Annotated in this window: 16 protein-coding genes; 11 read left to right on the top strand and 5 right to left on the bottom strand. The window is 65.0% G+C overall.

Annotation, left to right across the window (positions count from 1 at the left end; all coding sequences use genetic code 11):
• The first annotated feature begins 65 nt into the window (after positions 1-65).
• Both D1Y85_RS20640 and D1Y85_RS20635 read left to right on the top strand, forming a co-directional pair.
• A complete protein-coding gene (locus D1Y85_RS20640) occupies positions 66-1,316 on the top strand; it encodes an MFS transporter (protein ID WP_124152937.1) in 1,251 nt (416 codons plus the stop codon).
• 259 nt (positions 1,317-1,575) lie between these two features.
• Entirely contained in the window at positions 1,576-1,764 is a 189-nt protein-coding gene (locus tag D1Y85_RS20635; RefSeq protein ID WP_124152936.1) for a hypothetical protein, read from the top strand.
• 79 nt (positions 1,765-1,843) lie between these two features.
• On the opposite strand, the gene D1Y85_RS20630 is transcribed toward D1Y85_RS20635, so the two are convergent.
• Entirely contained in the window at positions 1,844-2,113 is a 270-nt protein-coding gene (locus tag D1Y85_RS20630; RefSeq protein ID WP_124152935.1) for a hypothetical protein, read from the bottom strand.
• A gap of 361 nt (positions 2,114-2,474) precedes the next feature.
• Here D1Y85_RS20630 and D1Y85_RS20625 point away from each other — a divergent pair, with 361 nt between their 5' ends.
• Positions 2,475-3,692: an NAD(P)/FAD-dependent oxidoreductase gene (locus D1Y85_RS20625; RefSeq protein ID WP_124152934.1), complete on the top strand. Its 1,218-nt coding sequence runs from the start codon at positions 2,475-2,477 to the stop codon at positions 3,690-3,692.
• Between the two features lie 178 nt (positions 3,693-3,870).
• On the opposite strand, the gene D1Y85_RS20620 is transcribed toward D1Y85_RS20625, so the two are convergent.
• Positions 3,871-4,743, bottom strand: a complete 873-nt coding sequence (locus D1Y85_RS20620) for a LysR family transcriptional regulator (RefSeq protein WP_124152933.1) — start codon at positions 4,741-4,743, stop codon at positions 3,871-3,873.
• A 167-nt stretch (positions 4,744-4,910) separates the two neighbouring features.
• Between D1Y85_RS20620 and D1Y85_RS20615 the strand changes: the two genes are divergently transcribed.
• Complete coding sequence (locus tag D1Y85_RS20615; RefSeq protein ID WP_124152932.1) at positions 4,911-6,371, top strand: MFS transporter; 1,461 nt, start codon at positions 4,911-4,913, stop codon at positions 6,369-6,371.
• Between the two features lie 218 nt (positions 6,372-6,589).
• Here D1Y85_RS20615 and mgrA read toward each other — a convergent pair whose 3' ends face one another.
• Positions 6,590-7,633 (bottom strand): L-glyceraldehyde 3-phosphate reductase, encoded by a 1,044-nt coding sequence (gene mgrA / locus D1Y85_RS20610; RefSeq protein ID WP_124152931.1) that lies wholly within the window; start codon positions 7,631-7,633, stop codon positions 6,590-6,592.
• 201 nt (positions 7,634-7,834) lie between these two features.
• Between mgrA and D1Y85_RS20605 the strand changes: the two genes are divergently transcribed.
• Positions 7,835-8,041: a DUF3185 family protein gene (locus D1Y85_RS20605; protein WP_124152930.1), complete on the top strand. Its 207-nt coding sequence runs from the start codon at positions 7,835-7,837 to the stop codon at positions 8,039-8,041.
• A 106-nt stretch (positions 8,042-8,147) separates the two neighbouring features.
• On the opposite strand, the gene D1Y85_RS20600 is transcribed toward D1Y85_RS20605, so the two are convergent.
• Positions 8,148-8,909, bottom strand: coding sequence for a phytanoyl-CoA dioxygenase family protein (locus D1Y85_RS20600; RefSeq protein WP_124152929.1), 762 nt, complete (start codon positions 8,907-8,909; stop codon positions 8,148-8,150).
• A gap of 585 nt (positions 8,910-9,494) precedes the next feature.
• On the opposite strand from D1Y85_RS20600, the gene D1Y85_RS20595 reads away from it, so the two are divergent.
• Complete coding sequence (locus tag D1Y85_RS20595) at positions 9,495-9,875, top strand: hypothetical protein (RefSeq protein WP_124152928.1); 381 nt, start codon at positions 9,495-9,497, stop codon at positions 9,873-9,875.
• A 102-nt stretch (positions 9,876-9,977) separates the two neighbouring features.
• Here D1Y85_RS20595 and metK read toward each other — a convergent pair whose 3' ends face one another.
• On the bottom strand, positions 9,978-11,165 hold the full coding sequence (gene metK / locus D1Y85_RS20590; RefSeq protein ID WP_124152927.1) for a methionine adenosyltransferase: 1,188 nt from the start codon (positions 11,163-11,165) through the stop codon (positions 9,978-9,980).
• A 302-nt stretch (positions 11,166-11,467) separates the two neighbouring features.
• Between metK and D1Y85_RS20585 the strand changes: the two genes are divergently transcribed.
• The 5 genes from D1Y85_RS20585 to D1Y85_RS20565 all read left to right on the top strand — a co-directional run bounded on the left by D1Y85_RS20585 (position 11,468) and on the right by D1Y85_RS20565 (position 16,490).
• Complete coding sequence (locus D1Y85_RS20585) at positions 11,468-12,352, top strand: lipid A biosynthesis lauroyl acyltransferase (protein ID WP_124152926.1); 885 nt, start codon at positions 11,468-11,470, stop codon at positions 12,350-12,352.
• A gap of 206 nt (positions 12,353-12,558) precedes the next feature.
• Positions 12,559-13,425 (top strand): diaminopimelate epimerase, encoded by an 867-nt coding sequence (gene dapF, locus D1Y85_RS20580; protein WP_124152925.1) that lies wholly within the window; start codon positions 12,559-12,561, stop codon positions 13,423-13,425.
• A gap of 125 nt (positions 13,426-13,550) precedes the next feature.
• Positions 13,551-14,234: a DUF484 family protein gene (locus tag D1Y85_RS20575; protein ID WP_124152924.1), complete on the top strand. Its 684-nt coding sequence runs from the start codon at positions 13,551-13,553 to the stop codon at positions 14,232-14,234.
• 30 nt (positions 14,235-14,264) lie between these two features.
• The gene (xerC, locus tag D1Y85_RS20570; protein ID WP_124152923.1) at positions 14,265-15,203 is read left to right on the top strand and encodes a tyrosine recombinase XerC; all 939 of its coding nucleotides are present in this window, start codon (positions 14,265-14,267) and stop codon (positions 15,201-15,203) included.
• A gap of 72 nt (positions 15,204-15,275) precedes the next feature.
• Positions 15,276-16,490 (top strand): class I SAM-dependent rRNA methyltransferase, encoded by a 1,215-nt coding sequence (locus tag D1Y85_RS20565; protein ID WP_124152922.1) that lies wholly within the window; start codon positions 15,276-15,278, stop codon positions 16,488-16,490.
• Positions 16,491-16,511 lie beyond the last annotated feature (21 nt).

The following is a 16,511-nucleotide window of genomic DNA, read 5'->3' as shown; positions in this document are numbered from 1 at the left end:
CGTGATTCGCACAACAGGCGTATCGTTGCGGCTTCGTACTTTGTAGTCTGCAAGGAGATCCAGTCGTGAGCGTTTCACCGGGCGCCGCTCGCACTACCGCGACGCGTTCGCAGCCGAGCGAGCCCTACCTCGAACGCGGCTCGCGCGCTTACTGGCGCGCGTGTCTCGCCCTGCTCTTCGCCGGCTATGCGACGTTCTCGCTGCTCTACTGTGTCCAACCGCTTCTTCCTGCGTTCTCGCAGGCATTCGGCGTAAGCCCCGCGCAAAGCAGTCTCTCGCTCTCGCTCACCACTGCCGCGCTCGCCGGTGCGGTATTCGTCGCGGGTTTCGTCTCCGAAGGCTTGAGCCGCCGCACGATGATGACCGCGTCGCTCACGGCGTCCTCGCTGCTCACGCTCGCCACCGCATTCGTCCCGCAGTGGCATGAATTGCTGCTGCTGCGCACGCTCGTCGGCCTGGCGCTCGGCGGCGTGCCCGCCGTCGCCATGGCCTGGCTCGCCGAGGAAATGCATCCCGATGGCCTCGGCATGGCGATGGGGCTGTACGTCGGCGGCACGGCCATCGGCGGCATGGCGGGACGCGTCATCACAGGCGTCCTCACCGACCTGTTCGGCTGGCGCGTGGCGATGGCCGTGATCGGCGCGCTCGGCATCGGTTCGATGCTCGCGTTTCGCGCGCTTCTGCCACCCTCGCGCCACTTCGTGCCGAAGAAGGGACTCGGCTTCGCGCATCATCGCGCGGCACTCCTGAAGCATTTCGGGCGACCCGGCTTGCCCATGCTGTTCTCGATGGGCTTCGTGCTGATGGGCAGCTTCGTCACGCTCTACAACTACATCGGCTATCGGCTCATCGCGCCGCCGTACAACCTGAGCCAGTCCGCCATCGGCGCGATCTTCATCGTCTATCTGACCGGCGTGATCGCCTCGCCATGGTCGGGCCGCATGGCCGACACCTTCGGGCGCGGGCGCGTCCTCATCGCCAGCCTCGCGACGATGCTCGCCGGGGTCGCACTCACGCTGTTCCCGTCGCTCTGGATGATCGCCGCCGGCATCGGCTGCCTCACGATCGGCTTCTTCGCGGGCCATGCCGTCGCCAGCGGCTGGGTCGGCCGTCTCGCACGCGAAGGCAAGGGCCAGGCCGCAGCTCTCTACTTGCTCGCGTACTACCTCGGATCGAGCATCATGGGCTCGATCGGTGGGCACTTCTGGGCGGCCGGCGGTTGGGGCGGCGTCGCGGGCCTCGTTGCGGCCCTGCTGATCGTCGGTCTTGTACTCGCGTGGAAGCTACGCACGCGCGAGCGTGCTGGCACGGCCTAAAAATCCGCTTCCAGCGTGCCCAAAACGAAAGTTTACGTAATGCCGACAATCTGCGCGCATATGCCGCTCTGAGTGGACCGTGCCAGCGGCCGCGCCGCGCCAGGCGTGCCGCGCCGCACAGTGAAGCCGCCGGCGCCGCGTGCAGACCGGCCGCCACGTTTGCAACGCTCACCTATACTCGGAAAAGGCCGGAAGCCGTCACGACGTCGACACGACAATAGCCGTGCGTTTCCGCCGCCGACCCGATAAGGAGACGAGCATGGAAGGTTATTTCACGATTGGCGATTTCGTGATGATCATCCCGATGGCCCTCGCGGGTGCGCTCTTTCTTGGCGCGCTCCCTTGTGCGACCGAGTTCCGGCACAACACGCTGCGCGTAATCGGTGCGTTGATCGGTGCGCTGGTGGCGGTGGCGCTCGTCGAAACGTTGCCCGTGTTGATGACGTAGCGAACAAACCGGCAACTGCGGACTGGTCACTGCCCGCGACGCCGCGCGAAGGCCACCGCGCGGGTGCCGCGCTTCAACTTCAATGCATCCGGTTCCTCGGTTGCAGCCCGCACAACTGCCTCAGCGCCGCACGAAAATACGCGGGACGCTGACTCGCCGCTTCGCCCCGATCGCGCGCGAGTTGCGGCAACGTGGTCCACGGCATCGTCGGATGCAGGTGATGATTCATCAGCATGACGCCGATAACGCGCGGCACGCGCAGATCGCGTGCGCGTCCCGGTTCGTCGAGCGCGACGCGATAGTGCGGCAGGTTGTCGGCTATCGAGAGCCACAGGCCGCGCGCAAACATTGCCGCCAGCAGCTCGGTGCTTCTCGTTTCCAGGACTGTCGCGACGTTAGCAGTGCTGCGTGACAGCGCCAGGAAGCGTGGGGGAAAGGCGGCGGGAGAACTGGCTGATCGTTTCGAGTCCGCTACGGAAGTTCGACGGTTGAATCTGGCGCGAAGTATATCGAGCGACGATAAACCTCAGCATTCGGCCACGAAGCGTCTTTCGCACGCACCGTCGCCCGGACGTTCAAACTTCAGCTCCGCCCAGCAAACGGCCGTCCGTTAGCTCGCGGGCGCTGTATTGTTTGTTTCGACGCATACCATGGTTCAAGCGCCGTTAGCTTGACGGATCGCGCCGCGTGATAGACCGGGAGACGCAGCGATGGATGAATCCGCCGATGTGATCGTCATTGGCTCTGGCGGCCTTGGAGCGGCGACGGCCTACTACCTGGCAAAGCGCGGCACCCATCGGGTCACGCTGCTCGAGCGGCTCGAAATCGGCTCACAAACCTCTCCGCGAGCGGCTGGCATGGTCAGTTGCCTGCGCAAGAGCGACTTGATGATCGACCTGATCAAGTTGGCGGCTGCCAGGGTCAGGCAATTCTCTGCGGACACCGGTCAGCCTCTGGACTGGGTACAGTCGGGCAGCCTGAAGGTCGCGCGGCGACCAGTGGACGCCGAGGTCATTCAGGAAGACATCCTGCGCGGCCGGCGCCACGACCTGGACGTGGAGGAAATCTCCCTTGACGCGGCCCACCGGCTCAACCCGTTTCTTCAAACGACGGGGGTCGTTGGTGTGATACGCATCGGCGACGACATGTATTTCAATCCTGCTCAACTGGCCGTCGGCTTCGCTCGTGCCGCGCAGGCAAACGGTGCAGTGTTACTGCCGAACACTGCGGTTACGCGCGTCCTGATTGCGGACGGCGAGGTGAGCGGGGTCGACACGACGCGCGGCCACATAGGAGCCCCTATCGTCGTCGATGCAGCCGGCGCCTGGACGCGACAAGTAGCCGAAGCCAGCGGAGTTCGGGTTCCTCTTGTTACAACAGCGCAGCAATTGTTCGTCACCGAGCCAGTTCCCGATGCCCGCGCCGAATTGCCGATGGTCAGAATCATGGATGCTGCGGTGTATATGAGGCCTTGTGACGGGGGACTTCTGTGGGGCGTCTACGAGGAAAATCCGCGATTCTTCGACATGAATGACTTCGAGGCCAACTTCGACATCAAGGATCTGTCGCTCGATGCCAAGGTTCTCTGGCAATACGCTCGGGACGTCGAGGCCCAGTTGCCGATCCTTCTGAAGGCAGGCATTCGCGAGCATCGTGGCGGGCTCCCAACGATGACGGCCGATGGCCAGCACATCGTCGGTCCGACGCCTGCAATTCGGGGGTTTTACTTCGCGAGTGGCTGCAATGTCGCTGGACTGTCCATTGCGCCGGCACTGGGGGAAGCGCTTGCTGCGTGGATCATTGACGGTGCGCCTCCGATTGATCTGGCGCCGCTTTCGTTAGGCAGATTTGGAACCGGTCCGTGGCCCGACGACGAGGTGACGAGGCAGGCCGCGTGGCAGTACCGTCATTTCTACGGTGCAAGATGACTTAAGCATCGATGCATTCCAGCCAGTCTGACCCATTGAAGGGCCGTTGTACGCATGAAGCCGCTGCCGGTGGCACGCCAGGTCGAACAGCGGCAGCAAGCCGACGACCACCGCCCCTGGTCCCACGATAAAGCACCACTCAGCACCCACAGTCACCCGCACAGCGCGCAACACCCCCTCACATCAACAACTGTCTTCCCAACGCTTCCCTTGCCTGCGCCACCGTTTCCGACTCACCCGACAACGGCGGCGTCAGCGAAAACACCGCTTCCGGCAACACCGGCAATCGATGTTTCGGACCCAGCCGCACGAGACCGTCCCCGATCGCCGACGCGCACAGGCAGCCCACGCCCAGCCCGGCTGCGAGCATCGATTGCAGTCCCGCGACGCCGGACGCACTGTGCACCAGCTCATAGGACATGCCGCTTTCTTCGAGGGACCGCACCGCGACCTGATGCATCATGCAGTCGCCCGGCAGCAGAACAAGCGGCAACGGATCGGGCAACTGCTCCGCAAGCGACGGCGACGCGACCCAGTAGATCGGCTCCCGGCGCAGCATCCAGCGCGTATCGGCGGCAGCGGGCCTGAACGGGCCAGTCGACATATTCATGACCACCCCGATATCGATCTGCCCTTTCGCCTGCGCGAGTTCGATTTCGGCGCTCTTCATCGTGCTGACATGCAAGCTCAACTGCGGATAACACTCACGCAGCCGCACCAGCATGCCCGCCACCTCGTTGGTGCGGAAATAATCGGTGATCGCGACGCGCAATTCGCCCTTGATCGCCTGCCCGCGTAGTTCGTCGAATGCGGCTTCATTGAGCGCCACGATGCGTCGCGCGTGGTCCAGCAGCCGCGAGCCCGCAGGCGTGGGCTCGACGCCGCGCTTGCTGCGCACGAACAACGGCACGCCCGCACGCGTCTCCAGCTTGCGCACCTGCTCGCTCACCGTCGACTGCGACAAGTGCAGGAGCGGCGCGGCCGCGGACAGGCTGCCCGCCTGCGCCACCGCGGCGAAGGTCCTCAACTGGTCAAGATCGAAACCACGCATTGCCTCCCCCATCCATCGGATAACTCGATGGATACTACCACCAATTCCCGCTTTTCAGGACGATACGCGGGGGAGACACTTTCGACTCGATCATGCCGGCTGCACGCCCCGCAGGGAGCAGGCAGCCGGGATGGCGCACTCCGCGCCCTGTCCTGGAGAGTCTCTTCATGTCCGACAACACGCTCGCTGCACGCACCCCGGCACGCTACGCGCCAGCGGAAACCGCACGCAGCCATCACGGCTGGGCGCTGGTCGTCCTGCTGGTTGGCGCGATACTGCCGCCGCTCGACTACTTCATCGTGAACCTTGCCCTGCCGGCCATCCGCGACGGCCTGGGCGCCCAGGCCTCCGAACTGCAACTGGTCGTCTCGGCCTACGCATGCGCGAACGCCGTCGCGCAAATCACGGGTGGCCGGCTCGGCGACCTCTACGGCCGAAAGCGCCTCTTCATGATCGGGATGGCAGGTTTTGTGGTGGCGTCCACGCTGTGTGGCCTCGCCGGCAGCGGCGCGGAACTCGTCGCCGGGCGTCTTCTGCAGGGTCTGTTCGCCGCGATTCTGGGACCGCAGGTGCTCGCCACGATCCGAAGCGTTTTCACGCCGCACGAGCAGGTGCGCGTCATGGGCTTTTACGGCTTCGTCTTCGGGCTCGCGGCGGTCATCGGCCAGCTCGGCGGCGGCGCGCTGATCAGCCTTCATCCGTTCGGGCTCGGCTGGCGTTCGATCTTCCTCGTCAATCTGCCGATCGGTGTGCTGGCGCTGCTGGGCAGTTGGCGTTTCATTCCGGAAAACCGGCCGCCGCGCGGCAAGCGCATCGATGTGCCCGGGTCGATCCTGCTTTCGCTTTTCCTGCTGATGCTCGTCTATCCGCTGACGCGCGGACCCGAGGCCGGTTGGCCGCTCTGGATGCTCGCCTGCCTCGCAGGTTCGCTCCCGATGCTGTATTGGCTGGTCCGGGTCGAGTGGCGCAGGCTCGTGGACGGAAACGATCCGCTCCTCGACGTGCGCCTGTTTCGGAATCCGGTCATCGCACTCGGCCTTGCTTTGGCATTCCTGTTCTACATGATGAGCGCGTTCTTCCTGACCTACGGCATCTATCTGCAGAGCGGCCTGCATTGGACGCCGCTCGCGTCGGGACTTGCGATCATGCCGTTCGGCCTCGGTTTCATCACGAGCCCGCTTTTGATGCCGCGTCTCGTCTACCGGTTCGGCGGCTACCGCGTGCTGACGCTCGGTTTCGCGTTGCTGGCGATCGGGGTCGCGACGGCCGGCGCACTGGCCAGCGCCAGCACGCCCGGACCGGGCTTCTACGTGGGGCTCGCGACGATCGGCATGGGCCAGGGCCTCGTCCTGCCGTCCGTCGTCCGGATCGTGCTCGCCGAGGTCGAACCCGAGCGCGCGGGTGTCGCGTCCGGCATGGTCACGGCGACGCTGCAGATCGGCGCCGCCGTCGGCGCGGCAACGCTGGGCGGCCTGTTTTTCTCGACGCTGGGCGCGAACCCCGGTGTCGTGGACTACGTGCATGCGTTCAGGACATCGATGTTCGCGCTTGTCGCGATCCTGCTTCCTTGCGCTGTGCTCACGACCGCGCTCGGGCCGCTGCACCGGCGGCTGCATGCGGGCGACTGATGCTTGCGGGCGGCCGCTTGCCGATGATCGACGCGGCCCGGCGTGCTAGTGCGCTTCATCGATGCCAGCAGCATCGACGTGGCCGATGCGTGGACCGTGTCGTTGGCATCGCCGATGCGCGGCTTGGGCTTAGCGCGCCAAAAGAAAAAGCCCTCCCGGAATCGAGAGGGCTCTGTGAATCAGGGAGGCGCAGGGCAACGGCAGCGCCGCAACGCAGATCAGATGTGCTGATCCGTCGACGGCTTCTCCCAAAGATTGACGCCGCCTTCAGTCGCATAGCGGTCGATTTCGTCGAGTTCTTCTTTCGAGAATTCGAGATTCTTCAGCGCGGCGACGTTCTCGCGCACCTGTTCCGCACGGCTCGCGCCGATCAGCGCCGACGTGACGCGAGCGCCGCGCAGCGTCCACGCGATCGCCATCTGCGCGAGGCTCTGGCCGCGGCGCTGGGCGATGACATCGAGCTTGCGCACGTGTTCGATATTCGCGGCGCTCAGGTGCCCGCTCATGAGCGAGCCGCCGCCGGGGCGATTCACGCGCGCGTCTTGCGGCACGCCGTTCAGATACTTGTTGGTTAGGAGTCCTTGTGCAAGCGGTGTAAAAGCGATGCTGCCGACGCCGAGGTCGTCGAGGGTGTCGAGGAGGCCCTGCTCGACCCATCGGTTGAGCATGTTGTACGACGGCTGATGGATCAGCAGCGGAACCTTGTATTCGGCGAGCAGCTTCGCCATCTCGCGCGTCTTCGCGGGCGAATACGACGAGATCCCGACATAGAGTGCCTTGCCCTGCTGCACGGCGCTCGCGAGTGCGCCCGCGGTCTCTTCGAGCGGCGTCTCCACATCGAAACGGTGCGAGTAGAAGATGTCGACGTAGTCGAGCCCCATGCGCTTCAGGCTCTGGTCGAGGCTCGCAAGCACGTACTTGCGCGAGCCACCGCCCTGGCCGTATGGGCCGGGCCACATATCCCAGCCCGCCTTCGACGAGATCAGCAGTTCATCGCGGTACGGACGGAAGTCGTCGTGGAAGATCCGGCCGAAGTTGGTTTCGGCGCTGCCATACGGCGGGCCGTAGTTGTTGGCGAGGTCGAAGTGCGTGATCCCGAGATCGAAGGCAGTGCGCAGGATCTCGCGCTGCGTCGCGATCGGCGTGGTGTCGCCGAAGTTGTGCCACAGGCCGAGTGACAGCGCAGGCAGCTTGAGTCCCGACTTGCCGCAAAAACGGTATTGCATGTCCGAATAGCGTTCGGATGCTGCTTCGTAGGCCATGGATTGATTCCTCGATGAAAACAGGAGAACTGCGCGGGTAGAGTGCGCCGCGTACGGGCGCGCAGCAAAGGCTGACATGTTAGCCAATCCGCCCGTGCCGTGCAGACGCCCACTATGCGGGATTTCAGGGGCTGTTGCCCGATAGACGCCACGTCGCCGCTCGCCTACACTGCGGCGTCCGTCCCCTCCGAGAGGTATTTCATGGTCAAAGCGATTTCATTCGCGCTGATCGCATGTGGCGTCGTGCTGCTGTATTTCGGCGGCCAGTCGTTTCATTCGCTTGCGAATGACATGTCGCGGCTGTTCACCGGCGCGCCGACCAACCGCACGATCCTGCTGATCGTAGGTGGCCTCGCGGCGACTGTCGCGGGCCTCACGGGGCTCGCGAGTTCAGGGCGGCGGCGCTGACGCTGTTGCACGCCGGTGCGTGGCGCGGCTCCACAGGTCTCCGTTCACCGCGCTTTACCGCAGACGCATGCGACGGACCGCAAAAGCGTCCCGCCATTCGCATCGTTCAGAACGGCACTTCCGGCATCCCTGCCGATCGTGTGCCCGGCAGCGGCACGTTGCTCGCGCCGTGATACGTGAACACCAGCGAGAACTTCACCTGATCGCTCTCGTTGCGCCCCGCCGAATGCAGCGTGTTGCAGTGGAAGAACACGACATCACCGGTCTTGAGCGGCGGCGACACTGCACGGTCGATCCACGTCCGGTTGTCGGGCAGATCGGCGCGGAAGAATTTCGCCGCGTCGAAACGATCCGACGTGAACGACGCTTCGTGCGAGCCGGGCACGAAGGTCAGCCCGCCGTTCGCGACCGTCTCGGGCCCGAGCGCGAGCCACACGGAAATGAGATCGTCGCGTTCGAACGACCAGTAGCGCGCATCGCGGTGCCAGCCAGTGAGGCTGCCGTAGGCGGGATGCTTCGTCATCATGCAGTTGTGATGCGCGCGCGAAAGCACCGGCATTTCGCCGAAATACAGTTCCATCCAGCCGCCGATTTCCGGCGAGGTCGCCCACTCGCGAAAACGCGCATGGCGCGAGTACGCGTCAAGCAGACGCCGCACGGTGTGTCCGCCGGCAGCGTCTTTCGACTCCGGCGCGCCGGGATAGCGCAAATCGGCTTCGAATTCGATCGGCGCGGCGGCCTCATGCAACTGCGTCTCGCCGATGCGCTTGAGTTCTTCGCACCGCTCGGGCGAAACGAGCCCCGGCACCACCACGAAGCCGTGGTCGCGCAGCGACTGCACCTGTTCCTTCTTCGACTGGAGTGACATGGGACTTCCGTTGTTCGAGGTCTTTGGCGTCGGACGCGCGCCCGATCGTTCGATTGTAAAGCGAGTGACGGCGCGCGGCAGGGCCCGTCGACAGCCCGCAGGCGGAAACCGGATGCCGAAGCGGACGGGGCGTCTGGCGCATCCACGCGATCGGTCGCCATGCACGTGTCAACGCGTGCGCACCGGTGGCGAAGACGTCGGATCAGGCATAGTCGAACAGACGACCGCGAGCCATCGACATACGCGCACGGCATTGGGGCGTGCGCACCGCCATGGCGTCGGAGGGCGGAATCGCATGCGTCATGCGTGCGCGACCAGGGGGTTTAACCGACTTCAGCACGTCACGAATCGCGTGTAGCCTCCGTGCATGTCGTTCGAGATTCAGGTACTCACCCGCACGAACGGGCGGCCCGCACCCGCTATGAGGCCCGCCGCAGAACGCAGGCCCGTTCCGTCGCTTTCATCGCCGCTCCACGAGAGCGTCGCGGAGCGCGCGGCGTTTTCCAATTCCGTCTGGACAGGCACGTTTGCTGCTGCAAACGAAGCGCCATGTAGGCGCCCCTCGCCACGACTCCGCTAAAGACCATGCACACCGTTTTCGACACCCGTCGTCTTACCCACGCAGCATTGAAGGCAGCGCGTCCCACGCGCCGTCATGTGACACGAGCGCTTCGCCACCACGCGGCACGCACGCGCGCACTCGCGGAACAAGTGCGTCAAAGGAAGCCCATCGACAGCATGCGCGCGTGGTTCCACTCGTTCTTCTCGGTGCTGCGCGTGCGCTCGGGCGCGCGGCATTTCTCGCTGCGCACGCTGCTTTATCGCCCCAGCACGCCGCTGCGCGTGTTCAGCACGGTCGGCAACAAGCCCGCGGCCGACAGCAACGCGCCGCGCAGCAGCATCGTTCGCCGTCCACGCCGCACGTCGGCGAGCAGCACGGGATGGTTTGCGTTCGCGATGCAATAAAACAAACCGGCACAAACAAAAAACCCCGCACGGGCGTTGGCGCCCTGCGGGGTTTTTCTTCGTCTGGCGCGCGGACTTCGCGGGCCGGACGACCACGGCTCGTTACGCCACCGCGCTCACCGGCTCCGTGCCGGCGGCTTCGGCCAGCACGAGTGCCTTGTCGGTGGCTTCCCACGAGAATTCCGGCTCTTCGCGGCCAAAGTGGCCGTAAGCAGCGGTCTTTTCGTAGATCGGACGCAGCAGGTCGAGCATCTGGATGATGCCCTTCGGACGCAGGTCGAAGTGATCGCGCACGAGTTGCGTGATCGTCGCGTCCGAGACTTTGCCCGTGCCGAACGTGTTGACCATCACCGAGGTCGGTTGCGCGACGCCGATCGCATACGACACCTGGATCAGGCAGCGCGACGCGAGGCCTGCGGCCACGATGTTCTTCGCGACATAACGGCCCGCGTAGGCAGCCGAACGGTCCACCTTCGACGGGTCCTTGCCCGAGAACGCGCCACCGCCGTGCGGCGCTGCGCCGCCGTACGTGTCGACGATGATCTTGCGGCCCGTAAGACCGCAATCGCCCTGCGGGCCACCGATCACGAAACGGCCGGTCGGGTTCACGAGGAACTTGATCTCGCCCTTGATGAGGTCGGCCGGCAGCACCGGCTTGATGACTTCCTCGATGACGGCTTCGCGCAGCGTGCCGAGGTCGATGTCCGGCGAATGCTGTGTCGACAGCACGACGGTGTCGATCGAATGCGGCTTGCCGTCGACGTAGCGGATCGTGACCTGCGACTTCGCGTCGGGACGCAGCCAGGGCAGACGGCCATCGCGGCGCAGGTTCGACTGACGCTCGACGAGGCGGTGCGAGAGGTGGATCGGCAGCGGCATCAGCTCGGGCGTTTCGTCGCACGCGTAGCCGAACATCAGGCCCTGGTCGCCCGCGCCCTGATCGAGGTTGTTGTCGTGCGCGCGGTCCACGCCCTGGGCGATGTCCGGCGATTGCTTGTCGTAAGCGACGAGCACCGCGCAACCGCGGTAGTCGATGCCGTAATCCGTGTTGTCGTAGCCGATACGCTTGATCGTGTCGCGCGCGACCTGGATGTAATCGACGTTTGCAGTCGTCGTGATTTCACCGGCGAGGACGACGAGACCCGTGTTGCACAGCGTTTCGGCTGCAACGCGCGAGTACTTGTCCTGGGTGAGGATGGCATCAAGGATGGCATCCGAGATCTGGTCGGCGACCTTGTCCGGATGGCCTTCGGAAACGGATTCCGATGTGAAGAAATAGTCGTTTGCCACGCTCTAAACTCCTTTGACTGGTAACGGTTGTATTCACGTAGCCAGCTTCGGGAGCCTTGAAGCGGCGACGCTTTAGCGGATTTCCTGACCCGTTTTCGCTTCGCAATCGATTGATCGACCACGATCTGGCTCAAACCGGCTTCGCCCCGCAAGTTGTCTATTAACTCGGCGAAGCCCGTATTATAGCGACTTCCTTATTTTGTCGCAGGTTCACGTCGCGTGCCGCCCATCGTATTCACCTTCACACCCTCACCGGGTTTTGTCTACGTATTCGCCGCCGCGAACGCCCGGGGAGCCGCCCAATGCTAGGCAAGCTCGGCTCCCGTTTCGCCATCGGCCTGCTCAAGTTTTTCGCGATCCTGCCCTATGGTTTCGTCGCCCGTCTCGGCGACGGCCTCGGCTGGCTGCTCTATCAGATCCCGAGTAGCCGCAAGCGCGTCGTCCACACCAATCTCAAGCTCTGCTTCCCCGACTGGAGCGAAGAGAAGCGCGAGGAAGTCGCGGGCCAGCACTTCCGCCATGCGATCCGCAGCTATATGGAGCGCAGCGTGCAGTGGTTCGGTTCGGCGAAGAAGCTCGAAAAGATCATCGAGCTCGACAGTGAAGTCGACCTCACCGATCCCGACCTGCCGCCCACGCTGTTCCTCGGCCTGCATTTCGTCGGCATCGAAGCAGGGTCGATGTTTCTTAACTACTCGCTGCATCGGCCGTGCGGCTCGCTTTATCAACCGTTCTCGAACCCCGAGTTCGAAGCCGCTGCCAAGGCAGGCCGCAGCCGCTTCGGCGCCGAGATGGTCAGCCGCGCCGATAGCGCACGCGTCGTGCTGCGCTGGTTGCGCGACAAAAAGCCCGTGATGCTTGGCGCCGACATGGATTACGGCATGCGCAACTCGACGTTCGTGCCGTTCTTTGGTGTGCCCGCCTGCACGCTGACCGCCGTGGGGCGTCTCGCGAAAGTGGGGCGCGCACAGGTGGTGCCGTTCATCGGCGAAGTGCTGCCGAACTACAAGGGCTATCGGCTGAAGGTGTTCAAGCCGTGGGACAACTATCCCACCGGCGACGACGATCTGGACGCGCGCCGTATGAACGCTTTCCTCGAAGAGCAGATTCCGCGGATTCCCGAGCAGTATTACTGGGTCCACAAGCGGTTCAAGACGCGGCCGCCGGGTGAGCCTGGAGTGTATTGAGAGAGGCCAGCGGTCCGCAAACGTACCTTCTGCTGGCGCCCTTGAATTACTGGCAGTTCCCGCCTGGCTTCGCTCTACCGGTGTATGAGTCACCGTGTATCATTCGCTATCAGCCCGGCGCGGCCCGAACAGGCGGCCAGCCGGGGCGGCTCCGATGCCCGCGCCTTGGCATCGAGTCCTCATGCAGCCAGGGAAAGACGTAAAACGTGAAGCTCAAATTCACCAAAATGCACGGCGCCGGCAACGACTTCGTCGTGCTGGACGGCTACAGCCAGCCACTCGCGCTCACGCCGGACCAGGTGCGTGCACTCGCTGACCGCCACTTCGGCGTCGGCGCCGATCAGTTGCTGCTCGTTGAGAAGCCGACCATCGAGGGTGTCGATTTCCGTTATCGCATCTTCAACTGCGACGGCGGCGAGGTCGAGCACTGCGGCAACGGCGCGCGCTGCTTCGTGAAGTTCGTCCGCGACCGCAAGCTCACGGACGCAAACCGCGTGCGCGTGCAGGTGCAGAACGGCACGATCACGCTCGTCATGCAGGAAAACGGTGAAGTCGTCGTCGACATGGGCAGCCCGGTGTTCGAACCGGCGCGCGTGCCGTTCGATGCGAACGGACTCGATGGCCGCAGCGAGGGCAATGACACGCTCTGGCCGCTCGATGTGAATGGCGAAACCCGCTGGATTTCGGCCGTATCGATGGGCAACCCGCACGCGGTGCAAGTAGTCGACGACGTCGAGGCATTCCCGGTGCTCGTGGAGGGCCCCGTGATCGAGGCGCATCCGCGTTTCCCGAAGAAGGTGAACGCCGGCTTCATGCAGATCGTGTCGCGCAACGAGGTGCGGTTGCGCGTCTATGAGCGCGGTGCGGGCGAGACGCTCGCGTGCGGCACGGGCGCATGCGCGGCCGTGGCCGCGGGCATCCGGCGCGGGCTGCTCGACACGCCCGTCAAGGTTCACACGCACGGCGGCATGCTCACGATCGCCTGGGACGGCGCACGCGACGAGTCCACCGCGCTCACGATGGCGGGCCCCGCCACAACCGTATTCGAAGGCGAAATCGATCTGGTCGACTGAGCGCCACGCCGGTGCACCCCGAGGCTCACCACACCGGCCGCCAGCGTCCGATTCGCCGCCCAACGCTTCATTCGCTTCATTGATTGCGCGCCCCGCGCGCCTTTGACACAACAACGCGCCAAAACATGAACGATCGCGAAGTCGCCGACTATCTGCTCGCCAATCCCGAGTTCTTCGTTGAGCATGCCGAACTGCTTTCGACGATCAAGCTGGGCAACCCGCACGGCAAAGCCGCCGTATCGCTGCAAGAGCGGCAAATGGAGATGCTGCGCGAAAAGAACAAGCATCTCGAACGTCGTCTTTCGGAACTGCTGCGCTACGGCCACGAAAACGACAGCATCGCCAACAAATTCGGCCGCTGGACGACGCGCGTCATCGCCGAGCGCGATCCGTACGCGCTGCCGCGCACGATCGCCCAGAATCTGCGCGATGTGTTCGACGTGCCGCAGGCTGCGCTGCGCGTCTGGGACGTCGCCGAAACCTACGCCCAGGCCGACTTCGCGCGCCAGGCCGGTGAAGAAGTGCGGATCTTCGCGAACAGCCTTGCGGTACCGTATTGCGGCGCGAACTCCGGCTTCGAAGCCGCGCAGTGGCTCGATACGACTGATGGCGCGCCGCAATCGGTCGCGCTGGTCGCGCTGCGCGTCCCAGAGGCCGACGGCAAGCCCGAGTCCGAAGGCAACGCGTTCGGCCTGCTCGTGATGGGCTCGCCCGATCCGCGTCGCTTCCATGAAGGCATGGCCACCGATTTCCTCACCCAGATCGGCGCGCTCGCGAGCGCGGCGCTCACGCGCCTGCTGCCGCACTGAGCGAGCAGCCCTTCCGAACCGCCGCCCATCGTGACGCCAACCGATCCGATCGCCGACTACCTCGCCAGCCTCGAACACGAGCGGCGACTGTCGGCGCACACGCTGCGCGGCTACACGCATGAACTCGATGAGCTGAAGAAGCTAGCGGGCGCTCGCCCGCTGGAAAAGATCACGCCCGCCGACGTGCGCGGCGCCGTCGCGCGCGCGCATGCGGGCGGCCTCTCGGCGCGCTCGATCGGGCACCGGCTATCGGCCTGGCGGGCGTTCTATCGCTGGCTTGCGGGGCGCATCGAACTCGATGCCAATCCCGTGGCCGCCGTGCGGGCGCCCAAGCGTGCGAAGACGCTGCCGAAGGCGCTCTCCGTCGACGACGCCCAGCGGCTGATGGACGCCCCCGGCCCCGCCGTCGCGGATGGCCACAGCGCCGAGGCGTTGCGCGATCACGCCATGCTGGAACTGTTCTACTCGTCGGGGCTGCGGCTTGCCGAACTCGTGGGCCTCGACGTGCGCTACGTAAAACGTGACGGCCACGAATCGGCTGGCTGGCTCAAACGCGACGCCGCCGAAGTCGAAGTCCAGGGCAAGGGCAACCGGCATCGCGTCGTGCCGGTCGGGCGCAAGGCGCTCGATGCGCTCGACGCCTGGCTCGCCGTGCGCGATACGCTCGTGAAGCACGACGACGCCCCGCTTTTCATCTCCGTGCGCGGCAACCGCATGGCGCCCGGCGTCGTGCGCGAGCGCGTGAAACGCGCAGCGCTCGCCGCCGGCATTCCGGCGAACGTCCACCCGCACGTGCTGCGGCACTCGTTCGCGACGCACCTGCTGCAGTCGAGCGGCGACCTGCGCGCGGTGCAGGAACTCCTCGGCCATGCGAGCATCGCGGCCACCCAGGTCTATACGTCGCTCGATTTCCAGCATCTGGCGAAGGTCTACGACACCGCGCATCCGCGCGCCAAAAAGCGCGACTGATGCCTCGCGGCGCGCGTGAGTGGCCGGGCGACCCGGCCGCCGCGCGCTGCGTCTTTTTGTATTGAACACACCATGAATATCGTCACGCTCAAACCGTCGAAAGAAAAATCCCTGCTGCGCCGCCATCCGTGGGTCTACGCGAATGCGATCGACCGCGTCGAGGGCAAACCCGCCGCGGGCGCGACCGTGATCGTGCGCGCACACGACGGCCGTTTCCTCGCGCGCGCCGCGTACAGCCCGCACTCGCAGATCCGCGCGCGCGTCTGGAGCTTCGACGAAAACGAACCCATCGATCACGCGTTCTTCAAGCGCCGCGTGCAACGCGCAGTCGCGCATCGCCAGGCGATGGTGAGCAACACCGGCGCCGTGCGTGTGATCTTCGGTGAAGCCGACGGCCTGCCGGGTCTGATCGTCGATCAGTACATCGAAGACGGCGCGAATGGGAATTCAACGGGCCGCGGCCAGCTCGTCTGCCAGTTCATGGCGGCGGGCGTCGAGGCGTGGAAGGACGCCATCGTGAGCGCGCTCACGAGCGCGACCGGCTGCCCGAACGTCTACGAGCGCTCGGACGTGTCGATCCGCGAGAAGGAAGGCCTCGAACAGATCACCGGCCTGCTCGCGGGCGACGAGCCGCCCGAAACGATCGTGACGAACGAGAACGGCGTGCGCTATCACGTCGATGTCCGCAACGGGCACAAGACCGGCTTTTACGTCGATCAGCGCGACAACCGCGCGCTCGTGCAGACCTTCGCGCGCGAGCGCGACGTGCTCAACTGCTTCTGCTACACGGGCGGCTTCTCGCTCGCGGCGATGAAGGGCGGTGCGAAACGCGTCGTGTCGATCGATTCGTCGGGCGAAGCGCTCGCCACGGCGCAGAAGAACGTGGAGGCGAACGGCTTCGACGCCGCTCGCGCCACCTGGCTCGACGCCGACGCCTTCAAGACGCTGCGCCGCCTGCATGAAGAAGGCGAGCGTTTCGACCTCGTCGTGCTCGATCCGCCGAAGTTCGCGGCGTCGCGCGAGCACGTGGACCGTGCGGCCCGCGCGTACAAGGACATCAACCTCACCGGTCTCAAGCTGCTGCGTCCGGGCGGCCTGCTCTTCACGTATTCGTGCTCGGGAGCGATCGATGCGGAGCTGTTCCAGAAGATCGTCGCGGGCGCAGCCGCCGACGCGAAAGTCGACGCGCGCATCCTCAAGCGGCTCGGCGCTGGCGTCGACCATCCGCTCCTGACGGCGTTCCCCGAAGGCGAGTATTTGAAGGGCCTGCTGTTGCAGATTGCCTGAGCGGCCCCACCTGTGGGCCGA

The organism is Paraburkholderia dinghuensis, from assembly GCF_003837865.1.
GTDB lineage: Bacteria > Pseudomonadota > Gammaproteobacteria > Burkholderiales > Burkholderiaceae > Paraburkholderia > Paraburkholderia dinghuensis.
This window is presented reverse-complemented; position numbering and strand designations above follow the sequence as displayed.